Source organism: Mycobacterium sp. 852002-10029_SCH5224772, assembly GCF_001667315.1.
Classification (GTDB): Bacteria; Actinomycetota; Actinomycetes; order Mycobacteriales; family Mycobacteriaceae; genus Mycobacterium.
Map to the genome: position 1 here is coordinate 34,141 of NZ_LZHT01000034.1, position 24,863 is coordinate 59,003.

Genomic DNA, 24,863 nt, shown 5'->3' on the forward strand with positions numbered 1-24,863 from the left:
AGCGATCAGCCGCCCTTGAGGCGAATCTTGAAGCGCACAAAACCCAGATAGACCGCGCTGATGAGCACCAGCATGCCGACGTCGAACCACCAGGCCGCCGGCGTGTGCTGCCAGTGCGAATCCTTCGGGGTCAGCGGGCCCGGCACCAGTCTGGTCAGGTCGGCCGTGGACGCCGACGCCGCGAATCCCCATCGGGCGGGCGTGGCCCACGCCATCTGATCCAGCCCCACCCGGCCGGTCACCGGGATCATCCCGCCGGAGAACACCAGCTGCGACATCACCGCCACCACCAGCAGGGGCATGATCTGCTCGTTGGACTTGGCGACGGCCGAGAGCGCCAACCCCAGCATGGCGGAGGCGACACACGTCAGCGCGACGTCGACGAACAACTCCAGACCGGGCTTGCCCAGCGCCACCGCCCCCTGGGTCGGCGCGCCCTTGCCCAGCACCGCGATAACGCTCACGATCGCCGACTGCACGATCGCGAAGACCGTGTAGACGCAGACCTTCGCCAACAGATACGCCGACGTGGACAGGCCGACCGCCTGCTCGCGCAGGAAGATCGCGCGCTCCCCGATGAGGTCGCGGATGGTGAGCGCGGTGCCCATGAACACCGCGCCGACATTCAGCAGCACCAGGATCTGCCCCGGCTCGTTGGGTGCCGCTCCCATCGGGTTCGGGATGCCGAAGCCGACATCGCCGGGCACCGACATCGACAGCGACCCCATGATGAATGGCAGCAACGCCAGGAACACGAAATAGCCGCGGTCCGAGATGATCAACCGCATCTGACGCCTGGCGATCGTGGAGAACTGCCGGAACAGGCTGGTGTGTGCCGGATCGCCGAGTTCGGCGGGTTTCTCCGCCGGCGGCGGCGCCGGGGGCGGGCCCGTCCGGGCCAGGTAGCGCGCCCGCGATCCGTCGGGATCGCTGGCGACGGTGCTGAAGATGTCGGCCCAGTTGGTGGTGCCCATGGCGGCACCGATCTGGTTGGGCGGCCCGCAGAACGCCGTCTTGCCGCCGGGTGCGAGCAGTAGAACCTGATCGCAGACGTCCAGGTAGGTCAGCGAGTGGGTGACCACGAGCACCACCCGGCCGGCGTCGGCCAGCTGTCGCAGCATGGTCATCACCTGCCGGTCCAGCGCCGGGTCCAGGCCGGACGTCGGCTCGTCGAGGATCAGCAGCGACGGTCCGGTGAGCAACTCCAGCGCCACCGACGCGCGCTTGCGCTGGCCGCCGGACAGCTTGTCGACCCGCGTGTGCAGGTGCTGGGTCATCTCGAGTTCCTCGAGCACCCGGGCCACCACCTGGGCGCGGTCGTCCTTCGTGGTGTCCGGGGGCAGGCGCAGCTCGGCGGCGTACATCAGCGCCTGCTGCACGGTCAGCTGACCGTGCACCACGTCGTCCTGCGGCACCATCCCGATTCGGCTGCGCAACGAGGCGTACTCGGCGTGCACGTTGTGGCCCTCGAACGACACCGTGCCCGTGGTGGGGTGCGTGTACCCCGCGACCAGCCGGGCGAACGTCGATTTGCCGGCTCCGGACGGTCCGATGATCGCCGTCAGCGTCCCGGGCAGGGCGGTCAGCGAGATGTTGTCCAGCAGCGTCTTGTTGTTCTCGATCGTCCAGGTCACCCCGCGCGCGTCGAGGCCGCCGGTACGCGTCGCCGTCGCCGTCTGGTCGCGGCGGGCCAGGGCGCCGCCGGCGAAGACGAGGTCGATGTTGCCGATCGTGACGACGTCGCCGTCGCGCAGCGCGGCCGAATCGACCCGGACGCCGTTGACGAATGTGCCGTTGATGCTGCGGTTGTCATGGATCACGGTGCCGTCGGCTGTCGGGATCAGCGTGGCGTGGTGGCGTGATGCCAGGACCTCGGGGATGACGATGTCGTTGTCGTTGGCGCGGCCGATCGTGACCGCCCCCGGTGTCGACTCCAGTCCGGCCTTGCCGGGCCGCAGGATCTTCATCATCGACGTCGCGATGAGCGACGAGTCGCCGCCGATGCGGCCGGTTTGCGACGCCGCCGGCTGCGCGGTGGTGGGCGGGGCCGCGTGCATCGACGGCGCCCGGTAGATCTGCGGCGCGGGCTGCGGTGCGCTGGGCGGCGCGGCCAGCGGGCCGCTGGTCGGATAGCGGGGTTGCGGGCCGGACGGATAGCTCGGGGTCGCCCCGCTGGGTGGCTGACTCGGGACGGGTCCGCTCGACGGGGGGCTCGGCTGCGCGGCGGTGGGCGGATGCACCGGGTGCCGAAACGAGGCCGACACCGGCGGCTGAGGCTGGGCGGAACGCTGCGTGCTGGTCGGCGGGCCCTGCGGCGCCCCCACCATGGACCCGCTGGGCACGCTGACGATAGGCACCGACGTCGTCAGCGGCGGCCGCCCGGCCGAACCCTGGTGGCGGCCGACTTCGAAGCTCAGCGCCGGGCCGTCCGGATTACCGACGTTGACGCGCAGGCCATCCTGGATGTCGATGACCGGGACGCGGCGGCTGTTCACGTAAAGGCCGTTGAGGCTGCCGTTGTCGAGGGCGATCCACCGGCCCTGGTCGTACCTCACGATGAGGTGGGTGCGGGAGATCAGGGGGTGGGCGACCCGGACGTCGGCCCGAAGGTCACGCCCGATCACCACGTCGTTGCCTGCCGCGAAAGTGCGCTCGGATCCGTCATACCGCACGGTCAACGCAGGCGGGGCTGGTGGGCTCATCAGGACCAACTGTAACGGCAGCGCGGCGACTCAGGCGCGGCGTGCATCCCCGGGTATCGCATTGGGCCGGCAACCAACGGCGGCAAAAAACCGAGGTCGGCGGGAATGAATGGAGCGCGCGTCCCCCGAATCACCCTGCAATGCAATTACTTTCGATCGCTTCAGCCTGCGGCCGCGGCGCCGCGCAGGCTGCGCACGCTCCGGGCCTTGCTGCGGGCCTTGTTCCCCAGCGGGGTGACGTCTTTGACGAAATCCCCCAGATATTTGATGGCCCGCCTGCCCTCCGGCAAGATGTCGGCGGCCAACGGGAAGTCGTGGATTTGCCCGTCCCACAGGTGCAGATCGCACCGGATCCCGCTGGCTTCCAGGCGCTTTGCCATCAGCTCGGCGTCGGCGAGCAACAATTCGTCCGAGCTCGCGTGGATTGTGACCGGCGGCAACGCGGACAGGTCGGCATCCACCGGTGAGGCGACCGTGGATTCGCCCCGGCCTTCCACGACCTGTGCTTCGCCGAGGAACCGAGCGAACATCGAGAACGCCCGGCGGGTGAACATCGAGCACTTGCGCGCGTTGCGGTGCTTGAGCTTTCGCACCGGGTCCGCGTCGGTGAACGGTGAGATGGTCGCCACCCCGGCCGGCTCCATCACGTCCTCACTGATCGCCAACAACGTGGTCATAAAGGCCAGGTACCCGCCGGCCGAGTCGCCGGCCACGACAACCCGGTCGCCGTCGTAGCCGCGATCCTGCAGCCACCGCAGGCCGCTGATCCCATCGTCGATGGCATCGCTGATCTGATGCGCGGGCAACTTCCGGTACGCAACGGTGAGCACGGCGGCGTCGGCCTCTTTGGACAAGCGGGTCACCATCGAGCGATGCGTGTTGAGGCCGCACGTGAGGAACGCGCCGCCGTGCAGATACAGGATCGCCCGCTCCCCCGAGACGCCTGGGGCGCGAATCCACTCCGCGGCACAGTGCTCGAGCCGCACCGATTCGGTGTTCGCCGCCGATCCGACACGTGGAAACAATCCCGCAAGGCTGTCGACGTACTCGAAGGGCCAATGCAGGTTCGGCGTCACCGCCCAGGCCCGGACCGCGTTCTTCACGATCAGGCGGCTGGCGAGGGACACAGCAACCGACTGCGGGCTATGGCGATGATGGATGCGCCGCGTCGTCGCCGCGCTCGGCAATATGCGGACCGGATCGATTGTGCTCACCATGTGTCATCAACTCCTAAGTGGACACCGGGTACCCCCGGTACCGGTCGATCCAGCACGCAGCAAATATGGCGTACGTCACGTTTGCTGGCCCCCGAGATGGGTAACACTTGCTCACTGCGATCGCGGTGGCCGCGCGGCCTGATATCGGCGGGACCGGCTGTGGCCCGGCTCGCCGGGTGGCCCAAGATATGAGCGATGACACACGCAGAGCACCCCGACCCGTTGCTGGCCGACCGGGTGGCGGTCGTGACGGGCGGCGGCGGCGGCATTGGCGCGGCCACCGCGCGGCTCTTCGCCCGCCACGGTGCGCACGTCGTCATCGCCGATATCGACGGCGAGCTCGCCCAGACGACCGCGGCCGCGATCACGGCATCGGGTGGATCCGCGCGGGCGGTCGTCACCGATGTCCGAGTCGCCGCTGAGGTCGCCCGCCTGGCCCGCACCGTGCTGGACGGATATGGCCGGGTCGACGTGCTGGTCAACAACGTGGGCCACTGGTTGCGCCACCCCGGAAACTTCGTCGACACCGACCCGCAGCTCTGGGATGAGCTGTACCAAATCAACCTGCACCACGTTTTCCTGCTCACCCAGGCGTTCCTGCCCGCCATGGTGGACCGGCACGCCGGGGCGATTGTGAACGTCTCGTCGGTCGAGGGGCTGCGCGGCTACCCGGAGGATCCGGTGTATGCCGCCTTCAAGGCCGCGCTGATCGGATTCACCCGCAGCCTCGCGGTCCAAGTGGGCAACCACGGCGTGCGGGTCAACGCGATCGCCCCCGACGTCACCGAATCCCTGCAAGTGCCCTACTCGCAATGGCTTTCGCCCGAGGAGCAGACGCAATGGCCGCAGTGGGTGCCGGTCGGGCGGATGGGCGTGCCCGAGGATCAGGCCCGGGTGGTCTTGTTTCTAGCCTCGGACCTGTCGTCGTTCGTCACGGGGCACACCATTGCGACCGACGGCGGAACCGGCGCGGCCGGCGGGTGGTTCCGCTCGTCACGCCGGCCGGGCCGCGAGTGGACGAATCGGCCAGTCGACCCCTGAGGGTGTTTGGTAAACCGCGGCCGCCCTCAAAGCGCTTGTGCGGGTTGGAATCTGGCTTGATCATTGACAGTCGTCACATCATCCGGGCACGGTCTTGCTTAATTGCTTTGCCGTTCAGGGTATTTGGAATGCCCTGACGATACCGGCACGGGGATGATTCTGGCGTGTCGGCTACGCTGTTGACCCGATATCGCTGCGCTCCGGTGCGCCGGCGAGAGGAGCCGTAACAGTGGAAATGTGGGAGCTGGTGGCCCGTGAGCAAATCCGCGACACCTTGGCACGCTACAACTGGTCCGGCGACGCGGGTGCGCTCGACGGCCTCGTGGAGACGTTCTGCCCGGACGGTGTCCTCGAGATACGCGGGTCAGACCCATTGCGCGGGCGATCGGCGATCGCGGAGTTCCTGGGCGGTGTCACCGCAAAGGTGGCCGTCGACGTCGGCCTCGGCGTCAAACCGATTGTGCGCCATAACGTCGCGAATGTGTTGTTCACCGAACTGGCGCCCGGCCAGGCGCGCGTCAAATCGTACTTCACCGTCGTCACCCACATCGGGCTCGACCATTGCGGCCGCTACCGGGACATCCTGGTGCCCGAGGATGGCACCTGGCTGATCAAGCACCGCCAGGTGTCGACCGACTGGGCAGCGCCGGATTCGGCGATGGCCCGGTAGCCCTGCGGGACCGCCCCGTGACGGCCCCGTCAAAACCCATGGCCGCGTGGGCTTTTCGTCTCGCACCGGGGCAGCGATCGCGTCGCCAGTGGGAACCGGTGGGTCGCGGCGAGCGACCACGAGGTGGCGATTTCGTTCAATGTACCGGCGAAATGTTTGCCGCAAGCCCCCCAGCGGCTACAGACAAGTGTCACACCAACAGGTTGCGGTCACCCCACCGGTGCGTCCACTCAAGAGTCCCGGGGATGACCAATGGTCAAGTGACCAGCGGTCAGGGCCGCGCACAGGAAACGAGCAAATATGCAACGACTCAGCGGTCTCGACGCGTTCTTTTTGTACCTCGAGTCACCGACGCAGCCGGTGAATGTTTGCTGCGTTCTGGAGCTCGACCCCACGACCATGCCCGGCGGCTATAGCTTCACGCGTTTTCGTGCGGCCCTGGCGGCGCGGCTGGACGCCGTGCCGGAATTCCGCCTCAAGCTGGCCGACAACCAACTGAACTTCGACCATCCGGTGTGGGTGGACGACGACCGATTCGATCTCACTCGTCACGTTCATCGCGTCGCCCTGCCATCGCCCGGCGGACCCCAGGAATTAGCGGAATTCTGCGGCCACGTCGCCGGGCTGGCACTCGACCGCGATCGTCCGCTGTGGGAAATGTGGGTGATCGAAGGCCTGCGCGGCGGCGAGGCGCTGTCCGTCGTCCTCAAAGTCCATCACGCGGTGATCGATGGCGTGGGCGGGGCCAAGCTGCTCTCACAGTTGTGCGGCGCCGAGCCCGAAAGCCCGCCGCCGGAACCGGCCGCCCGCACCGGCGCGGAGAATCCACTACGGATCGCCGCCGGCGGGCTGATCGGGGCGGCGTTGCGGCCGTGGCGCCTGGCCAGGGTCGTGCCGGCAACGGCGCTGACACTGGCGCAGACGCTGCTGCGCGCGCGCGGCGGCGGCCATACGATGGCGGCCCCGTTCGCGGCCCCGCCCACGGCATTCAACGGCCGTTTCACCCGGCGCCGCAACGTCGCATTGACCAGCGTGGACCTCGGCGACGTCAAAACCGTCAAACGACGGTTCGGCGTAACCGTCAACGACGTGGTGACCGCGATGTGCGCCGGAGCGTTACGGCAGTTCTTGTCCGACCGCGATGCCCTGCCGGACATCCCGATGGTCGCCAGCGTGCCGGTGTCCGTGCACGGCAAGTCCGGTCGGCCGGGCCGCAACCAGACCAGCTGGATGCTGTGCCGGCTCGAAACCCACATCGACGACCCCGTCGAACGCCTTACCCGCATCACCGACGGGAACACCGCGGCCAAGGAGCACGCCGCCGCGATGGGCGCGACCCTGCTGCATGACTGGACCCAAGTGACCGGCCAGACCATCTTCGGCGCCGCGATGAAACTGCTGCCCCGCATCCGGCTGCCCGAGAGACCACCGCACAACCTGGTGATGTCGAACGTGGCCGGGCCCCGAGACCAGCTCTACTTCCTGGGTTGCCGGCTCGACGCGATGTATCCGCTCGGTCCGATCATCGCCGGCGCCGCGCTGAACATCACCGTGATGTCACTGGGCGGCCGGCTCGGCGTCGGCATCGTTTCCTGCCCCGACCTCGTCCCCGACCTGTGGGACCTGGCCGACGGATTCCCCGTCGCCCTCAAGGAGCTGATGAACTCCAGCCCACCGGTTCGCGGGCGAACCTGACGGCGACCCGTTCAGCGGAACCCCGTCTGCTCTCGGCGCCGCGGCATGGCAGGGTGACATCCGTGGCAGACACTTCTGGACAGACTCTCGCGGAGCAAGACCTGCGTGAAATCAGCACGGAAAAAGGCGCTTTGCGCTATTACGACACCGGGGGCCCCGACTCCGGCCCGGTGCTGCTGTTCCTGCACGGCTCGGGGCCCGGCGTCACGGGGTGGCGCAACTTTCGCGGGGTGCTGCCGACCTTCGCCGAGCGGTTCCGCTGCCTGATCCTGGAATTTCCCGGGTTCGGGGTCAGCGACGACTTCGGCGGCCACCCGATGGTCACCGCGTTCGGCACCGTCTCGCCATTCTTGGATGAGCTCGGGGTCGACAAGGTGCACATCGTCGGGAACTCGATGGGCGGCGGTGTGGGCATCAACTTCGCCACCCACAATCCCGATCGCGTCGGTCGGCTGGTGACCATCGGCGGAATCGGCACCAACATCTTCAGCCCCAGCCCCAGCGAGGGCATCCGGCTGCTGCAGGAATTCGTCGAGGACCCGACGCGGCAGCGCCTCGTGGACTGGCTCAAATCGATGGTCTACGACCAAGGGCTGGTCACCGAGCAGCTGATCGAGGAGCGCTGGCAGCTGGCCACCGACCCCGACACCCTGGCCGCGGCGCGACGGATGTACGGCAAGGCGGCGTTCGGCGCGATGAATGCCGCGCTGAACGCCTCTGACCGGCCGCTGCCGTGGGCGGTCATGCACAAGCTCACCGCGCCCACCCTGCTGACCTGGGGTCGAGACGACAGGGTGAGCCCGCCCGATATGGCCCTCATCCCGATGCGCACCATTCCCAACGCGGAACTGCACATCTTCCCCAACTCGGGGCACTGGGCGATGATCGAGGCCAAGGAGGCGTTCGAAAGCACCGTGCTGGCGTTTCTCTCGCGCGGCTAACGGGTCGCCGCTCTCAATCAATAGCGGGCGCCCGCAAGGCCTTTCGTCAACAGTGCGTGCGCGTCGGGGTTACCGTCGAGCACCCGGCTGGTGCGCGCGCCGATCCGCCACTGACCGTCAATCCGCTGCAGTGCGAAATGGTTTGCGGTGCAGCGCCATACGCGGTAGCCCTCCTTTTCGCAGGCGAGGCGGACCAGGACGACGGACTCGCACACCGCCACCGCCTCATCACCGTCGACCGTCACCACGCAGGGCCCCAGAAAGTGGCAGCACCCCTTGGCCACCAGCTTCTGGTGAGCATCCGAGCCGATCATCGCGTGCACTGCGGCCCGGCCGTCCATGCGCCAGCCGTCGACGTCGTAGCTGCCCTCACTTGCCCACAGGCCGGCGGTGGCGTCGGCATCGCCGGCATCGACCGCCGGACCGTAGGACGCAATCAACCGGGCGATGTCGCGTTCGTCCTCGAGCCGGCGCAGCCGGACCAGCAGTTCGTCGACGGCGGTCATGGTGTTCTCCTCATCGCTGGGTGGCGCCCGCGTCGACGGGCAGGGTGATCGCGGTGATGTAGCGCGCCTCGTCGGAGGCCAGAAACAGCGCGGCGTTGGCGACGTCGACCGCGTCGATCCACGGCACCGCAAGCATGTTCATCGAGCGGGCGGCGTCGGCGAATTCGGCTCGCGTGGGCGGCCGGTCCAGATCGGGCCGGAAGGCACTGCTGACGACGTCGTTCTGGATCATCGGTGTGTCGACGTTGGTGGGGTTGATGCAGTTGACCCGAACGTGGTGTGGTGCAAGCTCACTGGCCAGCGAGCGCATCAGGCCGACCGTGCCGTGCTTGGCGGCCGTGTAATGCGCGACGCCGACCAGCCCGCGCAGTCCGGCGATGGAGCTCGTCAAAACCATCGCTCCTGCGCCGCGCGCAATGAGGTGGGGCCCGCCGGCGCGGCAGGTGTGCCACACCCCGGTGAGGTTGACGTCCAGCATGGTGCGCCAGGCGGTTTCGTCCAGCTCGACCGCCATGCCGCGCGATGTGATCCCCGCGGTCGCGCACACCACGTCCAGTCCGCCGAACCGTGCCGCTCCGCGGTCGGTGGCGGCCTGCATGCCGGCGAGATCACGGACGTCGACGATTTCGGCGTGCACCCGTCCACCGGCCTCGCCGACCAACGTCGCGGTGGTGTCGAGGTCGTCCGGCGTGCTGTGCGGGATGATCACCGTGTCGATCGGGCCGCACGCGTCCAGTGCCACGATGTCGGCGCCCTCCTGAGCGAACCGCACCGCCTGCGCGCGACCGATCCCCCGCGCCGCGCCGGTGATCAGGGCGACCTTGCCCGCCAGCCGCCCGGTTCGCGCGCCGCTCACGTGGTCTTCTGGGTCAGACCGGCATCGACGACGAGCTGGGTGCCGGTGATGTAGCGGGCCTCGTCGGAGGCCAGGAACAGCACGGCGTTGGCGATGTCGACGGGCTCGACCCACGGCACCGGAAGCAGGTTACGGGCCCGCAGCACCTCGGCGGCGTCGGCCTCCGTGGGGTTTTCCAGGTCCGGCCGTAGCCGCCGAAAGGTGGCCTCGTTGAGCACCATTGGGGTCGCGACCGGTCCTGGGTGCACGGTATTGACCCGGATGCCGCGCGGCCCCAGTTCGTTGGCCAGCGTGCGCGCCAGCCCCACCACCGCGTGCTTGCTGGCGGTGTAGTGGGCGGTGTTGGGCAGGCCGCGGATCCCGCTCGTGGAGCTGATGATGACGACCGAGCCGCCGGTGTCGCCGTCGCGGTCACGCATGTGCGGCACGCCCGCCCGCACGGTATGCCAGACGCCGGTGAGATTGATGTCCAGCGTGCGCTGCCACACCTGCGGGTCCAGTTCCCACGACGGCGCACCCGGCAGGTGGACGCCGGCGTTGGCGACGATGACGTCGAGGCGGCCCAGCTCGGCGACGCCGGCATCGATGGCGGCGGTCACGGCCCCCAGATCTGTGACATCGGCCAGCCCGGTTACGCAACGCCGGCCGCGATCGGCGACGTTCTCTGCGGTGTCGCGCAATTCGTCGGCCGCCGCGGGCGAGTCGAGCGCGATCACATCGGCGCCCTCGTCGGCGAAGCGCTGACAATGCACCCGCCCGGTTCCTTTGGCGGCCCCGGTGACGACGACGACCTTGTCCAGCAGCCCGGTCATCGTTCGATGAGATCGAAGCCCCGGTAGCCGTCGTCGGCGACCTCGGCGCAGATGTCGTTGTAGGTCGCGAAGCCCCCGACGAACAGCATGAAACCCCGTGGCTTTCCCGGCACGTTCGCGCCCATGTACCAGGAGTTCGCCTTGGTGAACAGCGTCGTCTCGGCCCGGCGGGCACATTCGACGCCCCAGGCGTCCACGCTGTCGACGGTGGCTTCGATTGCGGCGTAACCGTGGTCGTCGAGGAACGCGATGGCATCGTCGATCCAGTTCACCTGGGCTTCGGCGTGCAGCACCATGTTCGCCAGCACGGCGGGGGCTCCCGGGCCCGAGATCAAGAACAGATTCGGGAAGCCGTCGACGCCCAGTCCCAGATATGTGCGGGGCCCGTGCGCCCAGTCGTCGCGCAGGGCGGTGCCCCGGCGTCCGACGATATCGATCCGGCCCAGAGCTCCGGTCATCGCGTCGAAACCCGTTGCCAACACGATCATGTCGACGTCGTAGCGAGCTTCGGTGGTGTTGATCCCGGTGGCGTCGACGGATTCGATCGGGGTGGCGCGCACGCTGATCAGCGACACGTTCGGGCGGTTGAAGGTCTGAAAGTAGTTGCTGTCGGTGCAGATTCGCTTGGTACCGATCGGGTGGTCGTTGGGAATCAGCAAGTCGGCGACGGCCGGATCGTCGATGATCGCGCGGACTTTCGCTTCGTAGAATCTGCGGGCTTCTTCGTTGGCCTCCAGATCGGTCATCTGGTCCGGGAACGTTTTCGAGAACAGCACACCGCCCAGCTGCCAACGCTTTTCGAAGGCCGCGCGCCGCTCCTCGGGCGTGAACTGCATGGTTGGCTTCGGGGCGGTGATGTGCGGTGAGCCGCCGCCACTGCGCCACGACAGCGCGCGTCGCTGCGCGTAGCCGGCCTTGAGATCGCGGAGCTCGTCGGGCGACAGCGGTCTGTTACCCGCCGGGACGCTGTAATTGGGTGTGCGCTGAAAGACGTAGAGGTGCGCGGCCCGTTCGGCGATGACCGGGATCGATTGAATGCCGGAGGATCCGGTGCCGATGACGGCCACCCGCTTACCGGTGAAGTCGACGGGATCGTGCGGCCATTGCGCGGTGTGGTAGATCTCGCCCGCAAAGGTGTCGAGGCCGTCGAAGTCCGGGGTCAGCGCGGCCGACAACGGCCCGGTTGCCATGACACAGAACCGCGCCGAGATCGTCTGCCCGGTATCGGTGGTGACCGTCCAGCGCAGCGTCGTCTCGTCGAGCGCCGCGGAGACCACGCGGGTGCTCAGCGCAATGTCGCGGCGCAAATCGAGTTTGTCGGCGACCCAGTTCAGATACGCGAGGATCTCGGCCTGGGTGGCGTAGCGCTCGGTCCAGTTCCATTCCTGCTGTAGTTCGTCGGCGAACGAATAGCAGTAGTCGACGCTCTCGACGTCGCAGCGCGCGCCGGGATACCGGTTGTAGTACCAGGTGCCGCCGATTTCGGGGGCGGCTTCCAGCACTCGCACCGTCAGGCCCCGGTCGCGCAGCTTGTGCAGGGCGTACAGGCCGGCGAACCCCGCGCCGACCACGACGACATCGAGAGCCTGTTGGCCGGGATCGTTCACAGCATTCACGGTAAGCCCTGCGACGGCGCGGACCGCTCCCGCTCCCGGTCACCGGACGCTGGCGGCGAGTTTTCCCGACCACCGGGCACGCGGGCGCACTGTGTCGCCGTCATCACCCACGATCGGCGCATGCCCCAAGTCGCGCACGTCGAAGTCGAATTGGACGGTCAACGGCATCGTTTGCGCTGGCCCCACGGTCAAACACTGGTCGAGACATTGCTCGAGGCGGGGATCGCCGTGCCCCACTCGTGCCGGGAAGGCCGCTGCGGCTCGTGCGTGGCGACCGTGGTCGCGGGCCACGTCGACATGGCCCCCTGCGAGGTGTTGGACGCCGGCGATCTCGAGGAGGGCCTGATTCTGGCCTGTCAGGCGAGGCCGGCCGGCACCGAAGTTCACGTCGAATTTTGACGCCCACGGTGTCCGCTCATCGGGATTTCCTTTGGGACGGGCCGGGACTGCGGTAGACCATTACTAGGCACCCACAGGTTAGGACGAAAACATGAGCGAGCGGGTAATCGACCGGGTAGTGGCGATAGCCGATCAGTTGCGCGATCAGGCCGCGGAAGCCGAACAACTCGGCCGGCTCACCGACGACACCGTCAAGCTGATGAAGGGCGCCGGCCTGATCCGGCTGCTGCAGACCAAGCAATATCAGGGCTTCGAGGTCCATCCGCGTGAGTTCGCGGAGACGACGATGGCCACCGCGGCGCTGGATCCGGCGGCCGGGTGGATCGTCGGCGTGGTGGGGGTGCATCCCTACCAGCTCGCCTATGCGGACCCGAAGGTCGCCGCGGAGATCTGGGCCGACGACGTCGACACCTGGATGGCCTCCCCGTATGCGCCGCAGGGCGTGGCCAAACCCGTCGACGGCGGCTACCTGTTCAACGGCCGCTGGCAGTTCAGTTCGGGCACCGACCATTGCGACTGGATCATCCTGGGGGCCATGCTCGGCGACGACAAGGGCATTCCGTTGATGCCGCCCCAGATGCTGCACATGATCCTGCCGCGCAAGGACTACGAGATCGTCGAGGACTCGTGGAATGTGGTGGGGCTGCGCGGAACCGGCTCCAAGGACGTCATCGTCAAAGACGCGTTCGTCCCGAGCTACCGGACGATGGACGCGGCGAAGGTGATGGACGGCACCGCCCAGCGCGAGGCCGGCATGACCGAGCCGCTGTACCTGATGCCGTGGTCGACGATGTTCCCGCTCGGCATTTCGGCGGCCACCATCGGCATCGCCGAGGGCGCGCTGGCCGCGCACCTGGATTACCAACGGGGCCGGGTGGGTGCCACCGGGACCGCGATCAAGGATGATCCCTACGTGATGCACGCGATCGGCGAGGCCGCCGCCGACATCAACGCGGCCCGCCAGGAGCTACTGGCCAACGCCGACCGCATCTACGACATGGTCGCGGCCGGCAAAGAGGTGTCGTTCGCCGACCGCGCTGCCGGGCGCCGCACCCAGGTTCGCGCGGTGTGGCGCGCGGTCTCGGCTGTCGACGAGATCTTCGCCCGCTCCGGCGGCAACGCGGCCCGGATGGACAAACCGCTGCAACGGTATTGGCGTGACGTGCACGTCGGTCAGATGCACGCCATCCACGTGCCCGGCACCACCTATCACGCGGCGGCGCTGAGTTCGATCGGCATCGACCCGCCCGACGGCCCGCTGCGGGCCCTGATCTGAGCCGGAGAACTCCAGACGTGAGCGACCTGAAAAGCCTGGGCTACATCACCATTTCGACCAACGACATCGACCGTTGGCGGCAGTTCGCCTTCGGGGTGCTGGGTTTCGCCGAGGGTAAGGGCCCCGACCCGTCGGCGCTGTATCTGCGGATGGACGAGCGCGCGGCCCGTCTCATCGTGGTGCCCGGCGAGACCGACCGGGTGCTGACCATTGGCTGGGAAGTGCGCGACCACTCGGCATTGCGGCGCGTGCAGGCCGCCCTCGACGGCGCCGGCGTGGCATACAAGCAGCTCTCCACCGACGAGGCCGAGGCCCGCCGCGTCGAAGAGGTGATCACGTTCGAGGACCCCGCCGGCACCACGCTCGAGGTGTTCCACGGCGCGGTGCTCGACCACAGCCCCGTCGTCACGCCGTTCGGCGCGCGATTCGTCACCGGCGACCAGGGCCTGGGCCACGTGGTGGTGCCCGCCACCGATCCCAACGGGCTGTTCGATTTCTACACCGAGGTGCTGGGTTTCCGCGCCCGCGGCGCTTTCCGGGTGCCGCTGCCCAAAGAGTTTGGCCCGGTGCGGGTTCGGTTCCTGGGCATCAACGAGCGCCACCACAGCCTGGCGATCGTCCCCGCCGCACACCAGCGCGACCCGCGCCTGGTCCACATCATGGTCGAGGTCGACACCCTCGACGCCGTCGGGCAGGCGCTGGACCGGGTCAACGCCGAGGGGTTCCAACTCTCGTCCACCCTCGGTCGGCACACCAACGACAAGATGGTCTCGTTCTATGTCCGCGCCCCCGGCGACTGGGACATCGAATTCGGCACCGACGGGATGCGGGTCGACGAAACCTATTACACCGCAGAGGAAATCACCGCCGACAGCTACTGGGGCCACCAGTGGGTCGGCGAGATGCCCGCGGCGATGCGCCTGTGACGCCCGAATCGGACGTGACGCCGGTGGCGGCGTCCTCGATCACTTCGTGGGACGCCGAGGCCGACGTCGTCATCGCCGGCTATGGGATCGCGGGCGCCGCGGCGGCCGTGGAAGCGGCCCGGTCCGGCGCCGACGTCCTGGTGCTGGAGCGCACCGGCTCCTGGGGCGGCGCAGCATCGATGGCCGGCGGATTCATCTACCTCGGCGGTGGCACGGCACTGCAAAACGCTTGCGGTTTCAGCGATTCCGTCGACAACATGGCGGCATTCCTCAATGTGGCGATGGGGCCCGGGGCCGACGAGAACAGGATCGCCGACTACTGCGCCGGCAGCGTCGCCCACTTCGACTGGCTGGTCGGCTGCGGCGTGCCGTTCAAGGCTGAGTTCTTCGCCGAGCCCGGGTGGGAGCCCATGGGCGATCAGGGGCTGATGTACAGCGGCGGCGAAAACTCTTACCCGTTCAACACGATCGCCTCCCCCGCCCCGCGCGGGCACGTCCCGCAGATGCAGAACAAGAAGCAGGGCGAGGCCAGCGCCGGCTACATGCTGATGAAGCCGCTCGTCGAAACCGCCACCGCCGCCGGCGCCCGAGCGCTCTACGACGTGCGGGTGCAGCGGCTGATCACCGAATCCGGCGGCCGGGTGGTGGGCATCTGCGCCCGGCAATACGGAAACGACATAGCGGTCCGGGCCCGCCACGGAGTCGTGCTCGCCACGGGCAGCTTCGCCTACAACGACGCGATGGTGGCGCGTTACGCGCCGCGCATCGCGGGGCGGCCGGCCGCGTCGATCGAGCAGCACGACGGGCAGGCCATCCGGATGGCGCAGGCGCTGGGCGCCGATCTGGCGCACATGGACGCCACCGAGGTCGCGATCTTCGTCGACCCCCAGCAGCTGGTGCGCGGCATCCTGGTCAATGGCCGGGGTCAGCGCTACGTCGCCGAGGACACCTACCCGGGCCGGATCGGGCAGCTCACCCTGTACCAGCAGGACAACGTCGCGTATCTGATCATCGACGGTGACGCGCAGGAGGAGGCGGAGGCCTCGTGGTCGCCGAAGCTGATGCTGCGACCGGCGACCTGGGTGGCCGACAGCGTCGCCGACCTGGAACGCGACATGGGCCTGCCACCCGGTTCGCTGCAGGCCACCGTGGCCGCCTACAACGAAGGCGCCGCGCGCGGCGAGGATCCGCTGCTGCACAAGAAGCCCGAGTGGATCAAGCCGATCGGCTCCCCGGTCGGCGCGATCGACCTGCGGGAAAACACCGGCGGCTTCACCCTGGGCGGGCTCGCCACCACGCTGGACGCCGAGGTGCTGCACGTCAGCGGCGCGCCCATCCCCGGGCTCTTCGCCGCCGGCCGCTGCACCGCCGGGCTGGCCGCGTGGGGTTACGCCAGCGGCGTCTCGCTGGGTGACGGCAGCTTCTACGGCCGCCGCGCCGGGCGCTCGGCGGCCAAGGGCTGAGCTTCTCTCGCGAGCAGACGTAAAGCACCCGCACGCACGACGTGTCGGGTGCTTTTGCGTCTGCTCGGCAATGTTGGCGTGCTATGTGACAGCGGCCACAGTCATGTGCTAGAACTATATTCCTAATAGGAATATGCCAGCCAGGAGGACTTATGCCGGCGCCTGTCGAAACCCCCACCGCGGTCATCGACCGCATCTCGCTGGTCCTGGACGCATTCGACGGCCCCGGACGGCTGACGCTGGCCCAGATCGTGCGGCGCACCGGCCTGCCGCGCTCCTCGGCGCACCGGATGCTCGAGCGCCTGGTTCAGCTGCGCTGGCTGCGCCGCAGTGGCCGCGACTACGAGCTTGGCATGCGACTCGTCGAGCTGGGTTCGCTTGCCGTGCACCAGGATCGGCTGGTGCGCGCGGCCGCCCCCCTGCTTGGCGAATTGCACCGCGCCACCGGGCTTGTCGTGCACCTCGCGGTCCTGGACGGTGCCGACGTCGTCTACCTCGACAAGGTCGGCGACCACAGGATCCCCACGCGCGTGGGCGCTCGTCAGCCCGCCCACTGTACGGCCGTCGGCAAGGCGATCCTGGCCTACTGCGACGGTGAGCCCGAACTCGACCTGCGGGTGCGTCAGACGAAGTACTCGATCTCCAGCGGCACCCAACTCGCCGTCGAACTGGCGAAGGTGCGCGCCCATGGCGTCGCCTTCGAGCGTGAGGAGTCGCTGCTCGGATTCGGTTGCGTCGCAGCGCCGATCGGCGGCACCGGTGAGACCCAGAAAGTCATGGCCGCGGTGTCGGTATGCGGCCCGATGAATCGCATGATGTTCGATCAACGCCTGGCCGCCCCGGTGCGCATGACGGCGATGGGCATCTGGCGCAACGTCGAAGACGGACCGCAGCGGGTGGCGCCGACGCTGCAGCCGTTGCGTCCGTTGCGGCCGGCGCGGCCCGCGCTGCAGTACGCGTGAGCCTCGACCCGCAGATCGCTGCGATCATCGAGCAATTGGATGGCGGGTTCCCACCGGTTCAGGAGATGAGCGGCGCCGAGGCACGAGCGCTCATCCGATCCAGGTTGGTGCCGCCGGCGCAGCCCGAACCCATCGCCGAGGTCGACGATCGCTCGGTCGAGGGTCAGGGCGCTCCGATCCCCGTCCGCGTATACCGGCCTGAGGCCGTGGGGCCGCTCCCCCTGCTGGTGTACGCCCACGGCGGCGGGTTCGTATTCTGCGATCTGGACAGCCACGACGAGCTATGCCGTAACATCGCCAACCTTGTTCCCGCCGTTGTTGTTTCGGTCGACTATCGGTTGGCTCCGGAGAACTCCTGGCCGGCCGCCGCCGAGGACGTGTACGCCGTGACGTGCTGGGCCTACGACAACGCCGCAGCTCTCGGGGCCGATCCCAGGCGTCTGGTGGTGGGCGGCGACAGCGCCGGAGGCAACCTGGCCGCGGTGACCGCGGTGATGGCCCGCGACCGCGGCGGCCCGACGCCGGCCGCCCAACTGCTGCTCTACCCGGTGATCGCGGCCGACTTCGACACCGAGTCCTACCGGCTCTTCGGGCAGGGCTACTACAACCCGAAGCCGGCGCTGCAGTGGTATTGGGATTGCTACGTGCCATCGTTCGAGGACCGCGCGCACCCGTACGCCACACCGCTGAACGCCGACCTACGCGGGCTGCCGCCCGCCGTGGTGGTGGTCGCCGGCCACGATCCACTGCGCGACGAGGGATTAGCCTTCGGCGCTGCGCTCGAGGCGGCCGGCGTGCCCACCGCGCAACTCCGTTACGACGGCGGCATCCACGGGTTCATGACGATGCCGATGCTCGACATCGCGCACCGGGCGCGCACAGCGGCGAGCGCGGCCCTGGCCGATCTACTGCAACGGTAATTCGTTGGTGCGCAGTGCTTCTGCCGCACCGTAGCGCTGGTCCGGATCCAGCACGCAGTGGGTCCGCCCGAAGACGGTGACCATGCACTTGTTGTTGTGAGTGCACCGACTGCGTGTTGCGGGATCGGCGATCATCCTGGAGACCAGGTCCGGTTCGCGCAGCAGTGCCCGCCCCATCGCGACAAAATCGAAGCCTTCGCGCATACCGGTCTCCACGTGCTCGCGGTTGGTGATGCCGCCCAACAGGATCAGCTTGGTGTTGCGCATGACCGGGACGAACTGGCGGGCATTCTCCAGCATGTAGAGGTCGTGGTAGGGGTAGTCGCCCATCGCCCATTTCCCGATGAGGCGGATCCCGGTGCGCATGGGCTGCGGCATGACCTGCGCGAATTCCTTGACCGGGACATCACCACGGAACAGGTACATAGGCTTGAACACCGAAGAGCCCTGGGTCAATTCGATCGCATCCAGCACAGCGTCGGCGTCGAGCAGCGCGGCGGTACGCAACGCCTCGTCAACCCAGATGCTACCGGGTACTCCGTCGTCCATATCGAGCTTGGCGGTCACCGCGACGCGGTCACCGACCTCGTCGCGCACGCGCCGGGCGATCTCGCGGCAGAACCGTGACCGGTTGTCGATGTCACCGCCGTATTCATCCTTGCGCCGGTTGATCAAGGGACTCAAAAACGAGCTCGGCAGGTACAGGTGACCGAAATGCAGTTCGACCGCGTCGAAGCCCGTGTCGGCGGCCACCCGGGCGGCCGCGCCGAATTGGTCGATCACCCGGGCGATCTCGGCGCGGGTGATCTCGCGGCAGTAACCCATGGAAGCGGGGTTGATGAACCTGCTCGGCGCCACCGGAGTGACTCCGGTCAGCTTCTTCTGCGCCACCACGCCCGCGTGACCCAGCTGGGCCGCGATCGCCGCACCCTCGCGGTGGACCGCGTCGGTCAGCTTCCGGAGCCCCGGAACGGCCGCCTCGCTCATCACGATCTGCCCGGGCGCGCTGGCTCCCTCGGGCGACACGCAGCAGTAGGCGACGGTCGTCATGCCGACGCCACCCCGGGCAAAGGCGCGATGGAAGTCGATCAGATCTTCGGTAACCAGGCCACGCGGCGATCGGCCTTCCGACGTCGCGGCCTTGATCACCCGGTTACGCAATGTCACCGGCCCCAGGACAGCGGGGGCGAACGGGTCGGACGGCGCTGCGCTCATGCGGCGACCCTTGTCCCGCATCCGGAGATCGTCAACGGTAGGTTCCCGGTGGTCGGGAGCCGCCGCCGCCGCGTCCCCGGCCTGTCCTACGGTCGGCTCATGGCCGACGGCGAAGTCTTCGTGATCGACCGGGTGGTGACGCGACCCGGATGTGCTCGCCGATTCGTCGACGCCTACCTCGCCGAATACGCCCCAGGAGCGCGGGCACGGGGTATGACGCTGCGCGACATTCTGGTGAGCCCACCGATCTGGTTCGACGACGACACCAACGTCATCACGGCGACCTGGACCCTGCCCGGTGCACAAGCGTGGTGGGAGATGACCTGGAAAGGCCGGCCGGATCCGGCGCTGGGCGAATGGTGGTCGCGGACCGACGAATTGGTGACCGAGCGGTCGCGGTCTTTTGCCGCGGCGGCCGATGACGTAGACGGACTGTGCGATGTATAACCTCACGCGACTCGTCGACGTCGCCGGGGTCGACCACGACCGGATTCTCGACGAGTTGCGCAGGGCCGCCGGTGCGGCGGCGCCGCTGCGCCAGGTGGTGCAACCGACCCTGCCCGGCTCGCGCAACGGGGGCGATATTCTGGTGCATCTGCGGTTCGCCACCAAGGCCCAATGTGACCGAGCGACAGATGATCTCGCCGCGGTACTCGTCGACCCCTCGGTGGGCAGGGTCAATGGCGTGGGCTATGCGGGCGCCCCCGTTCGCACCGGCGACAAACCTGGCACGGTCTACCGGGCGCTGCTGTTGCGTGTGCAGCCAGGCACACCCGAGGACACCCTCACCCGGTTCGAGCGCGAGCTGTCTTCGATGCCGCGGTATCTACCGACGATCCGGGCCTGGCAGCTGAGCCGGGTGTCGGCGGCGGTCGGAACCTCCTCGTGGACGCACGTATTCGAGCAGGAGTTCGCCGACGTCGAGGCGCTGATGGGGCCCTACCTGATGCACCCTGTCCACTGGGCGGTGGTGGACCGCTGGTTCGACCCGGAGACCACGGACGTGATCATCCGCGACCGGGTGTGCCACAGCTTCTGCGCCATCGCCGACCCGGTGCTGGTCTAGACGCCGGCGGGCAGAACGTTCGGATTGGCAGTCGCCGGCGGCTCTAACGGGGGCAGCAATTCGGTACCGTCCAGGCTATGCACCGGTAGCTGCTGCGACCACGGGTAATGCAGGCTGAAGGCGACCAATCCCGTGCGCTCCTCGGCGGGTACATGACACATCGCCAGCACGGTCTCGGCCAGGTACTCGACCGGTTCGGTCGGGAACGAATCCGGGATCAGCTGCGCGGCACCGGGTGTGCGGACCGCCGTTGACGGGCCGACGCAATTCACCGCGATGTTGGCGTCCAGCAGCTCGGCGGCCACGCCCTGGGTGAACCGGTGCAGGGCGGCTTTCAGGGACGCATAGATCACGTCGCCGGATGTCTTGTTGTATTCCCGGTACGGCCGGACCGGGGCCACGCCCGTGACGGAACCGATGTTGACAATCCAGCCCGCCCCCCGGTCACGCATGTGCGGCACGGCCGATTTCGTCAGCACGAACGGAACCCGCAGGTAGTGCTCCACGGTGCGGTCGAATGTTTCCAAACTCATGTCCTCGACCAACGAGTAGTCGGCGAAACCGGCATTGTTGACCAGGATGTCGATGCGTCCGGTGCGGGCCAGGACCGCATCGACCAGACTGTCACGCTGCCGCGCATCCTCCAGGTCGCTCGCAATACCGAACGCCGAACCACCGGCGGCCTCGATCAGCTCCACCGTTTCGCCGATGGTGCCGGGCAGGGCGGTGGTCGTTCCGGCCCGCGCCGATAACGAGGGTGTGTGCGATCGCGCCGTGACCGCCACCGTGGCGCCCTCGGCCGCCAGTCGCTGCGCAATGGCACGGCCGATACCGCGGCTGCTACCGGTAACCAAAGCTGTTTTGCCCGAGAGTAACCGGCTCATCGAAGCTTCAGATCCTCTTCGACCGGGGCGCGATGGTCGCGCCAAAAGTCGACCAGGCGGTACGGGAAGGCGATCACGATCCGGCCGCCCGAGCGATAGTAGGTGTGCGCCGATGGGGTGTGGCGCCATACGGTGCCGGCCATGGTCGCATCGATGCGGTCGACGTAGTCCTCGTAGGCGCGCTGCGTCACCTCCATGCTGGCGGCCTTGCGCAGCGCCATCAACTGCAGGCATTCCATCACGTAGTGCACCATCACTTCGACACCGAAGTTGTGCCCCGCGCCGTGTCCCGGACTGTAATTCGGGGCAGAGGAAATGAACAGGTTCGGGAATCCCGGCACCATCCCGCCGCGGTAGGCCCGGGGGGAGTCGCCCCATTCCTCGGCCAATTTCTTGCCGCCGCGGCCCCGAATGTCCACGGTGGAAAGGAAATCCAGGTAATAGCCCGTCGCGTAGACTATGACGTCGAGGTCGATCTGCCTGCCGTCCTCCGTCACGATTCCGGCCTCGTTGACCAAGGCCGGCTCACTGGCCTCGACGTCGACGTGCTCACGGGCCAGCGCGGCGTAGTAGCCGCCGGGATCGCGGATGATCCGCTTGCCGTAGGGAGCGAAGTCGGGCGTGATCTTGCGGGCGAGTTCGCTGCCCGCACCGAACACGCGATCGATGTAATCGAGGCACATCTGCAGCAGCACGTCGTTGGCCGGCGAGATCGACAGATGCTCGGCCGCCCACTGCTCGTCGTGCAGGATCACCGGATAGTTGTTGTCCGATGTCCCCCAATAGGACTTGAGTCGAACCCAATTGGCGTAGTACGGCAGCCGGGTGCCCAGCCAGCGCCGGTAGGCGGGAACATCGTCGGATGCCCGCCGTCGCGGCGCGACCCAGTGCGGCTGGCGTTGGAAAACGGTCAAGTGCGCGACCTGGTCGACGCACGCGTCGACGATCTGGACCGCGGTGCAGCCGGCTCCGATGATCGCGACCCGCCTGCCCGTGAGGTCCAGCGTCCGATCCCACCGCGCGGAATGGAGGGAAGTCCCCGAGAACGTCTCGCGGCCAGGCAGATCCGGCCAACGCGGCCGGTTGAGATATCCGGCGGCCGGGATCACCACATTCGCGTAACTGACGTCGCGCGTTCCGTCGGGGGCGACCGAGTGGATCTGCCACTGCTGGCGCTGCTCCTCCCACCACAAGGCTTCCACCTCGGTACCGAACCGCGTGTGCCTGCGCAGACCGTTCTTGTCCGCCACCGACACCAGGTATGCCTGGTACTCCGCACCCTGCGGGTAGTAGCTCGACCAGTCGCCGTTGATGTCGCGTGACAACGAGTAGTACGCCGACGGCGTGTCCACCCCGATGCCGGGATAGGTGGTGGTGTACCAGGTGCCGCCGACCTCGTCGTTTCGCTCGACGATCTGGTAGTCGATGCCGGCCTCCGCACACGCAAGGGCGGCGGTGATCCCGGCGATGCCCGCGCCGATGATGACAACCCGGAAGTCCGCGGGAAGCTTCGCGGTGCGCGGTAGCACCGGTTGCGAAGGCTGGAATCCGCCTTGCTCGAGCAGGAGTTGGAGATATTCGGGGCCGATCTCTCCCCCGAGCGCGACGGGGGCGACACGTGTGAAGAGGTCCAGGTCGTCGGCGGGCACCGCGTCCGCCCGGCGCGGCTCCCGCAGCGCAGCGACGATCTCCTCGATGAGCCGCGCGGCCGTCACCGGGTCGGTGGCGCCGGCCTGCTCCGGCGGGTCTGGCACATAGGTGATTCGCGGCGCGAACCGGTCAACCACCGCCGGATCGCCGGTCAATTGCGCCAGGACGGCGACCAGCACCCCGGGATCCGCCTGACGCAGGTTGGCCCGCAGTTCGTCGACGTCTGCGGGATCCGCACCCGCCCATCCGGCGGTCTCGGTCGTGATGGGGACGCCAGTGCTCATGCCCACGAGTATCGGGGCGATCCGCGGCCAGGGGCAGGGCTTTGTCTACTCAGCGGGACGCGGACGAGGCGCTGATAGGCGTTGCCGCTTACCGTGGCCGGCATGCAGTCCGATGACCTCGACGCCATGATCGAACGTGCGCGTAGCCATGGACTCGGCGATATTCCCCGGCGGTCGGCCCGCCGGCAGCCGGACAAGATCGCGGTTATCGACGATGCCGTCGTGCTCACATTCGCCGAGTTCGACACTCTGGTGGACCGGGCGGCGGCAGCGTTGCACGACAGCGGTTTTGGACCCGGCGGCCGGCTCGGCCTGTTGTCGCGTAACTGCTGGCAGTACGCCGTGCTGGCATTCGCGACGGCGCGTGCGGGAGTGGTCTTGGTGCCGGTCAACTTCATGCTGACCGCCGAGGAGATCGCCTACATCCTCGATCACAGTCAGGTCGGCGGTTTCGTCGTCGAAGCGGAGCTGACGCCGACCGCCGACGAGGCGATGCGGCGCGGCGGTGTGGTCAGGACCAAAGTCGCCCTGCTGCCGAGCGGACACGAAGGCATAGCCGGTTGGGCGGATTTTGCCCAGTGGCTGACCACCGACACGCCGGCGCCGAGCCCGCACATCGACGACGACCAGCCCGTGCGGCTGATGTACACCAGCGGAACCGAATCCCGCCCCAAGGCCGCCATCCACACCAGCCGCAGCCTGATGTGGCAGTACGTCAGCACGATCGTCGCCGGCGACATGTCGCCCGACGACGTCGAGATCCACTCGCTGCCGCTGTATCACTGCGCCCAGCTGGACAACTTCCTGGCCACCGACATCTATCTGGGCGCCACCAGCATCATCCTGCCGCGTCCCGACCCCGAAACGGTGTTGCGCACCATCGAGCGTTACCGCGTCACCAGCTATTTCGCTCCCCCGACGGTGTGGATCTCGCTGCTGCGCTCACCGGTGTTCGATCAGGTGGACCTGTCCAGCCTGCGTAAGGGCTATTACGGCGCCTCGGCGATGCCTGCGGAGATCCTGCACGAGATCCGCGAGCGGCTGCCCCACCTACGACTGTGGAATTTCTACGGCCAGACCGAGATGGCGCCACTGGCCTGCGCGCTGGGACCCGACGAGCAGGACGCGCACGCCGGTTCGGCCGGACGGCCGGTGCTCAACGTGGAAACCGCCATCCTCGACGACGACGACCTCCCCGTCGCATCCGGCGTGGTCGGCGAGATCGCCCACCGCAGCCCGCATTTGACCCTGGGTTACCTGAACGACCCGGAACGCACCGCGGCGGCTTTCAGGGGCGGCTGGTTCCACTCCGGCGACCTGGGCTACTACGACGAGCACGGACTGCTGCACGTCGTGGATCGCAAAAAGGACATGATCAAGACCGGCGGCGAGAACGTGGCCAGCAGGGAGGTCGAAGAAGTCCTCTACTGGCACAACGGTGTTCAAGAGGTTGCGGTGTTCGGCCTGCCCCACCCGGTGTGGGTGGAGGCGGTGGTGGCCGCCGTCGTTCCCCGCGACGGCGTCACCCTCACCGAAGAGGAACTGTTCTCGCACTGCCGCGCGCACCTGGCCGGATTCAAGACGCCCAAACGTGTGTTCCTCGTGGATGCGCTTCCGAAAAACCCCAGCGGCAAATTGCTCAAACGTCTGCTGCGGGAGCGTTTCAGTCTCGAACAGCACGCGTTCGGTTGAACCGAACCGGCCTCCCCGGGTTCGAAGAGTGTCTGCGGACCAAGTCACTACAGTTGCCCGCATGAGCGTG

22 protein-coding genes are annotated in these 24,863 nt (G+C 67.9%); 13 read left to right on the plus strand and 9 right to left on the minus strand.

The annotated features are described in order from the left end of the window. Positions 1-5 precede the first annotated feature (5 nt). A complete protein-coding gene (locus A5775_RS07765; protein ID WP_197512418.1) occupies positions 6-2,702 on the minus strand; it encodes an ATP-binding cassette domain-containing protein in 2,697 nt (898 codons plus the stop codon). A 161-nt stretch (positions 2,703-2,863) separates the two neighbouring features. Then, entirely contained in the window at positions 2,864-3,919 is a 1,056-nt protein-coding gene (locus A5775_RS07770; RefSeq protein WP_197512420.1) for an alpha/beta hydrolase, read from the minus strand. 195 nt (positions 3,920-4,114) lie between these two features. Between A5775_RS07770 and A5775_RS07775 the strand changes: the two genes are divergently transcribed. The 4 genes from A5775_RS07775 to A5775_RS07790 all read left to right on the plus strand — a co-directional run bounded on the left by A5775_RS07775 (position 4,115) and on the right by A5775_RS07790 (position 8,266). Continuing rightward, positions 4,115-4,960, plus strand: a complete 846-nt coding sequence (locus tag A5775_RS07775; protein WP_067250200.1) for an SDR family NAD(P)-dependent oxidoreductase — start codon at positions 4,115-4,117, stop codon at positions 4,958-4,960. Positions 4,961-5,189: 229 nt separating this feature from the next. Further along, a complete protein-coding gene (locus tag A5775_RS07780; protein WP_067250204.1) occupies positions 5,190-5,630 on the plus strand; it encodes a nuclear transport factor 2 family protein in 441 nt (146 codons plus the stop codon). Between the two features lie 300 nt (positions 5,631-5,930). Then, entirely contained in the window at positions 5,931-7,325 is a 1,395-nt protein-coding gene (locus A5775_RS07785; protein WP_067250208.1) for a wax ester/triacylglycerol synthase family O-acyltransferase, read from the plus strand. Between the two features lie 62 nt (positions 7,326-7,387). Next, positions 7,388-8,266 (plus strand): alpha/beta fold hydrolase, encoded by an 879-nt coding sequence (locus tag A5775_RS07790; RefSeq protein ID WP_067250211.1) that lies wholly within the window; start codon positions 7,388-7,390, stop codon positions 8,264-8,266. A 17-nt stretch (positions 8,267-8,283) separates the two neighbouring features. Here A5775_RS07790 and A5775_RS07795 read toward each other — a convergent pair whose 3' ends face one another. From A5775_RS07795 to A5775_RS07810, 4 genes are read right to left on the minus strand one after another with little or no spacing between them, the layout of a single operon-like run. Beyond that, positions 8,284-8,772, minus strand: coding sequence for a nuclear transport factor 2 family protein (locus A5775_RS07795; protein ID WP_067250214.1), 489 nt, complete (start codon positions 8,770-8,772; stop codon positions 8,284-8,286). 10 nt (positions 8,773-8,782) lie between these two features. Beyond that, positions 8,783-9,628, minus strand: a complete 846-nt coding sequence (locus A5775_RS07800; protein ID WP_067250217.1) for a mycofactocin-coupled SDR family oxidoreductase — start codon at positions 9,626-9,628, stop codon at positions 8,783-8,785. Continuing rightward, the gene (locus tag A5775_RS07805; RefSeq protein ID WP_067250219.1) at positions 9,625-10,440 is read right to left on the minus strand and encodes a mycofactocin-coupled SDR family oxidoreductase; all 816 of its coding nucleotides are present in this window, start codon (positions 10,438-10,440) and stop codon (positions 9,625-9,627) included. The genes A5775_RS07800 and A5775_RS07805 overlap by 4 nt, the downstream gene beginning before the upstream one ends. Beyond that, positions 10,437-12,047 (minus strand): NAD(P)/FAD-dependent oxidoreductase, encoded by a 1,611-nt coding sequence (locus A5775_RS07810; RefSeq protein ID WP_067250222.1) that lies wholly within the window; start codon positions 12,045-12,047, stop codon positions 10,437-10,439. The genes A5775_RS07805 and A5775_RS07810 overlap by 4 nt, the downstream gene beginning before the upstream one ends. Before the next feature lie 129 nt (positions 12,048-12,176). On the opposite strand from A5775_RS07810, the gene A5775_RS07815 reads away from it, so the two are divergent. The 6 genes from A5775_RS07815 to A5775_RS07840 all read left to right on the plus strand — a co-directional run bounded on the left by A5775_RS07815 (position 12,177) and on the right by A5775_RS07840 (position 18,002). Beyond that, positions 12,177-12,455, plus strand: a complete 279-nt coding sequence (locus tag A5775_RS07815) for a 2Fe-2S iron-sulfur cluster binding domain-containing protein (protein ID WP_067250285.1) — start codon at positions 12,177-12,179, stop codon at positions 12,453-12,455. 91 nt (positions 12,456-12,546) lie between these two features. Continuing rightward, positions 12,547-13,731, plus strand: coding sequence for an acyl-CoA dehydrogenase family protein (locus A5775_RS07820; protein ID WP_067250225.1), 1,185 nt, complete (start codon positions 12,547-12,549; stop codon positions 13,729-13,731). Between the two features lie 17 nt (positions 13,732-13,748). After that, positions 13,749-14,657: a biphenyl-2,3-diol 1,2-dioxygenase gene (gene bphC, locus A5775_RS07825; RefSeq protein WP_067250227.1), complete on the plus strand. Its 909-nt coding sequence runs from the start codon at positions 13,749-13,751 to the stop codon at positions 14,655-14,657. Further along, entirely contained in the window at positions 14,654-16,120 is a 1,467-nt protein-coding gene (locus A5775_RS07830; RefSeq protein WP_156660610.1) for an FAD-dependent oxidoreductase, read from the plus strand. Before bphC ends, A5775_RS07830 begins: the two co-directional genes overlap by 4 nt. Positions 16,121-16,272: 152 nt before the next feature. Then, complete coding sequence (locus A5775_RS07835; RefSeq protein ID WP_067250233.1) at positions 16,273-17,082, plus strand: IclR family transcriptional regulator; 810 nt, start codon at positions 16,273-16,275, stop codon at positions 17,080-17,082. After that, positions 17,079-18,002, plus strand: coding sequence for an alpha/beta hydrolase (locus A5775_RS07840; protein ID WP_067250236.1), 924 nt, complete (start codon positions 17,079-17,081; stop codon positions 18,000-18,002). The genes A5775_RS07835 and A5775_RS07840 overlap by 4 nt, the downstream gene beginning before the upstream one ends. On the opposite strand, the gene A5775_RS07845 is transcribed toward A5775_RS07840, so the two are convergent. Further along, entirely contained in the window at positions 17,988-19,217 is a 1,230-nt protein-coding gene (locus tag A5775_RS07845) for an NADH:flavin oxidoreductase (protein ID WP_067250238.1), read from the minus strand. The two genes, A5775_RS07840 and A5775_RS07845, sit on opposite strands and share 15 nt — an antisense overlap. Positions 19,218-19,316: 99 nt before the next feature. Here A5775_RS07845 and A5775_RS07850 point away from each other — a divergent pair, with 99 nt between their 5' ends. Next, positions 19,317-19,664 (plus strand): hypothetical protein, encoded by a 348-nt coding sequence (locus A5775_RS07850; protein ID WP_067250288.1) that lies wholly within the window; start codon positions 19,317-19,319, stop codon positions 19,662-19,664. Then, positions 19,657-20,283: a Dabb family protein gene (locus tag A5775_RS07855; protein ID WP_067250241.1), complete on the plus strand. Its 627-nt coding sequence runs from the start codon at positions 19,657-19,659 to the stop codon at positions 20,281-20,283. Before A5775_RS07850 ends, A5775_RS07855 begins: the two co-directional genes overlap by 8 nt. Here the strand turns inward: A5775_RS07855 and A5775_RS07860 are convergent. Together A5775_RS07860 and A5775_RS07865 are read right to left on the minus strand one after the other, a co-directional pair. Further along, positions 20,280-21,167 carry an SDR family oxidoreductase gene (locus tag A5775_RS07860; protein ID WP_067250243.1) on the minus strand — a complete coding sequence of 296 codons (888 nt, stop codon included), beginning with the start codon at positions 21,165-21,167 and terminating at the stop codon, positions 20,280-20,282. The genes A5775_RS07855 and A5775_RS07860 overlap by 4 nt on opposite strands. Beyond that, complete coding sequence (locus A5775_RS07865; protein WP_067250246.1) at positions 21,164-23,101, minus strand: NAD(P)/FAD-dependent oxidoreductase; 1,938 nt, start codon at positions 23,099-23,101, stop codon at positions 21,164-21,166. The genes A5775_RS07860 and A5775_RS07865 overlap by 4 nt, the downstream gene beginning before the upstream one ends. Before the next feature lie 93 nt (positions 23,102-23,194). Here A5775_RS07865 and A5775_RS07870 point away from each other — a divergent pair, with 93 nt between their 5' ends. Then, entirely contained in the window at positions 23,195-24,793 is a 1,599-nt protein-coding gene (locus A5775_RS07870) for an acyl-CoA synthetase (RefSeq protein WP_197512422.1), read from the plus strand. Positions 24,794-24,863 lie beyond the last annotated feature (70 nt).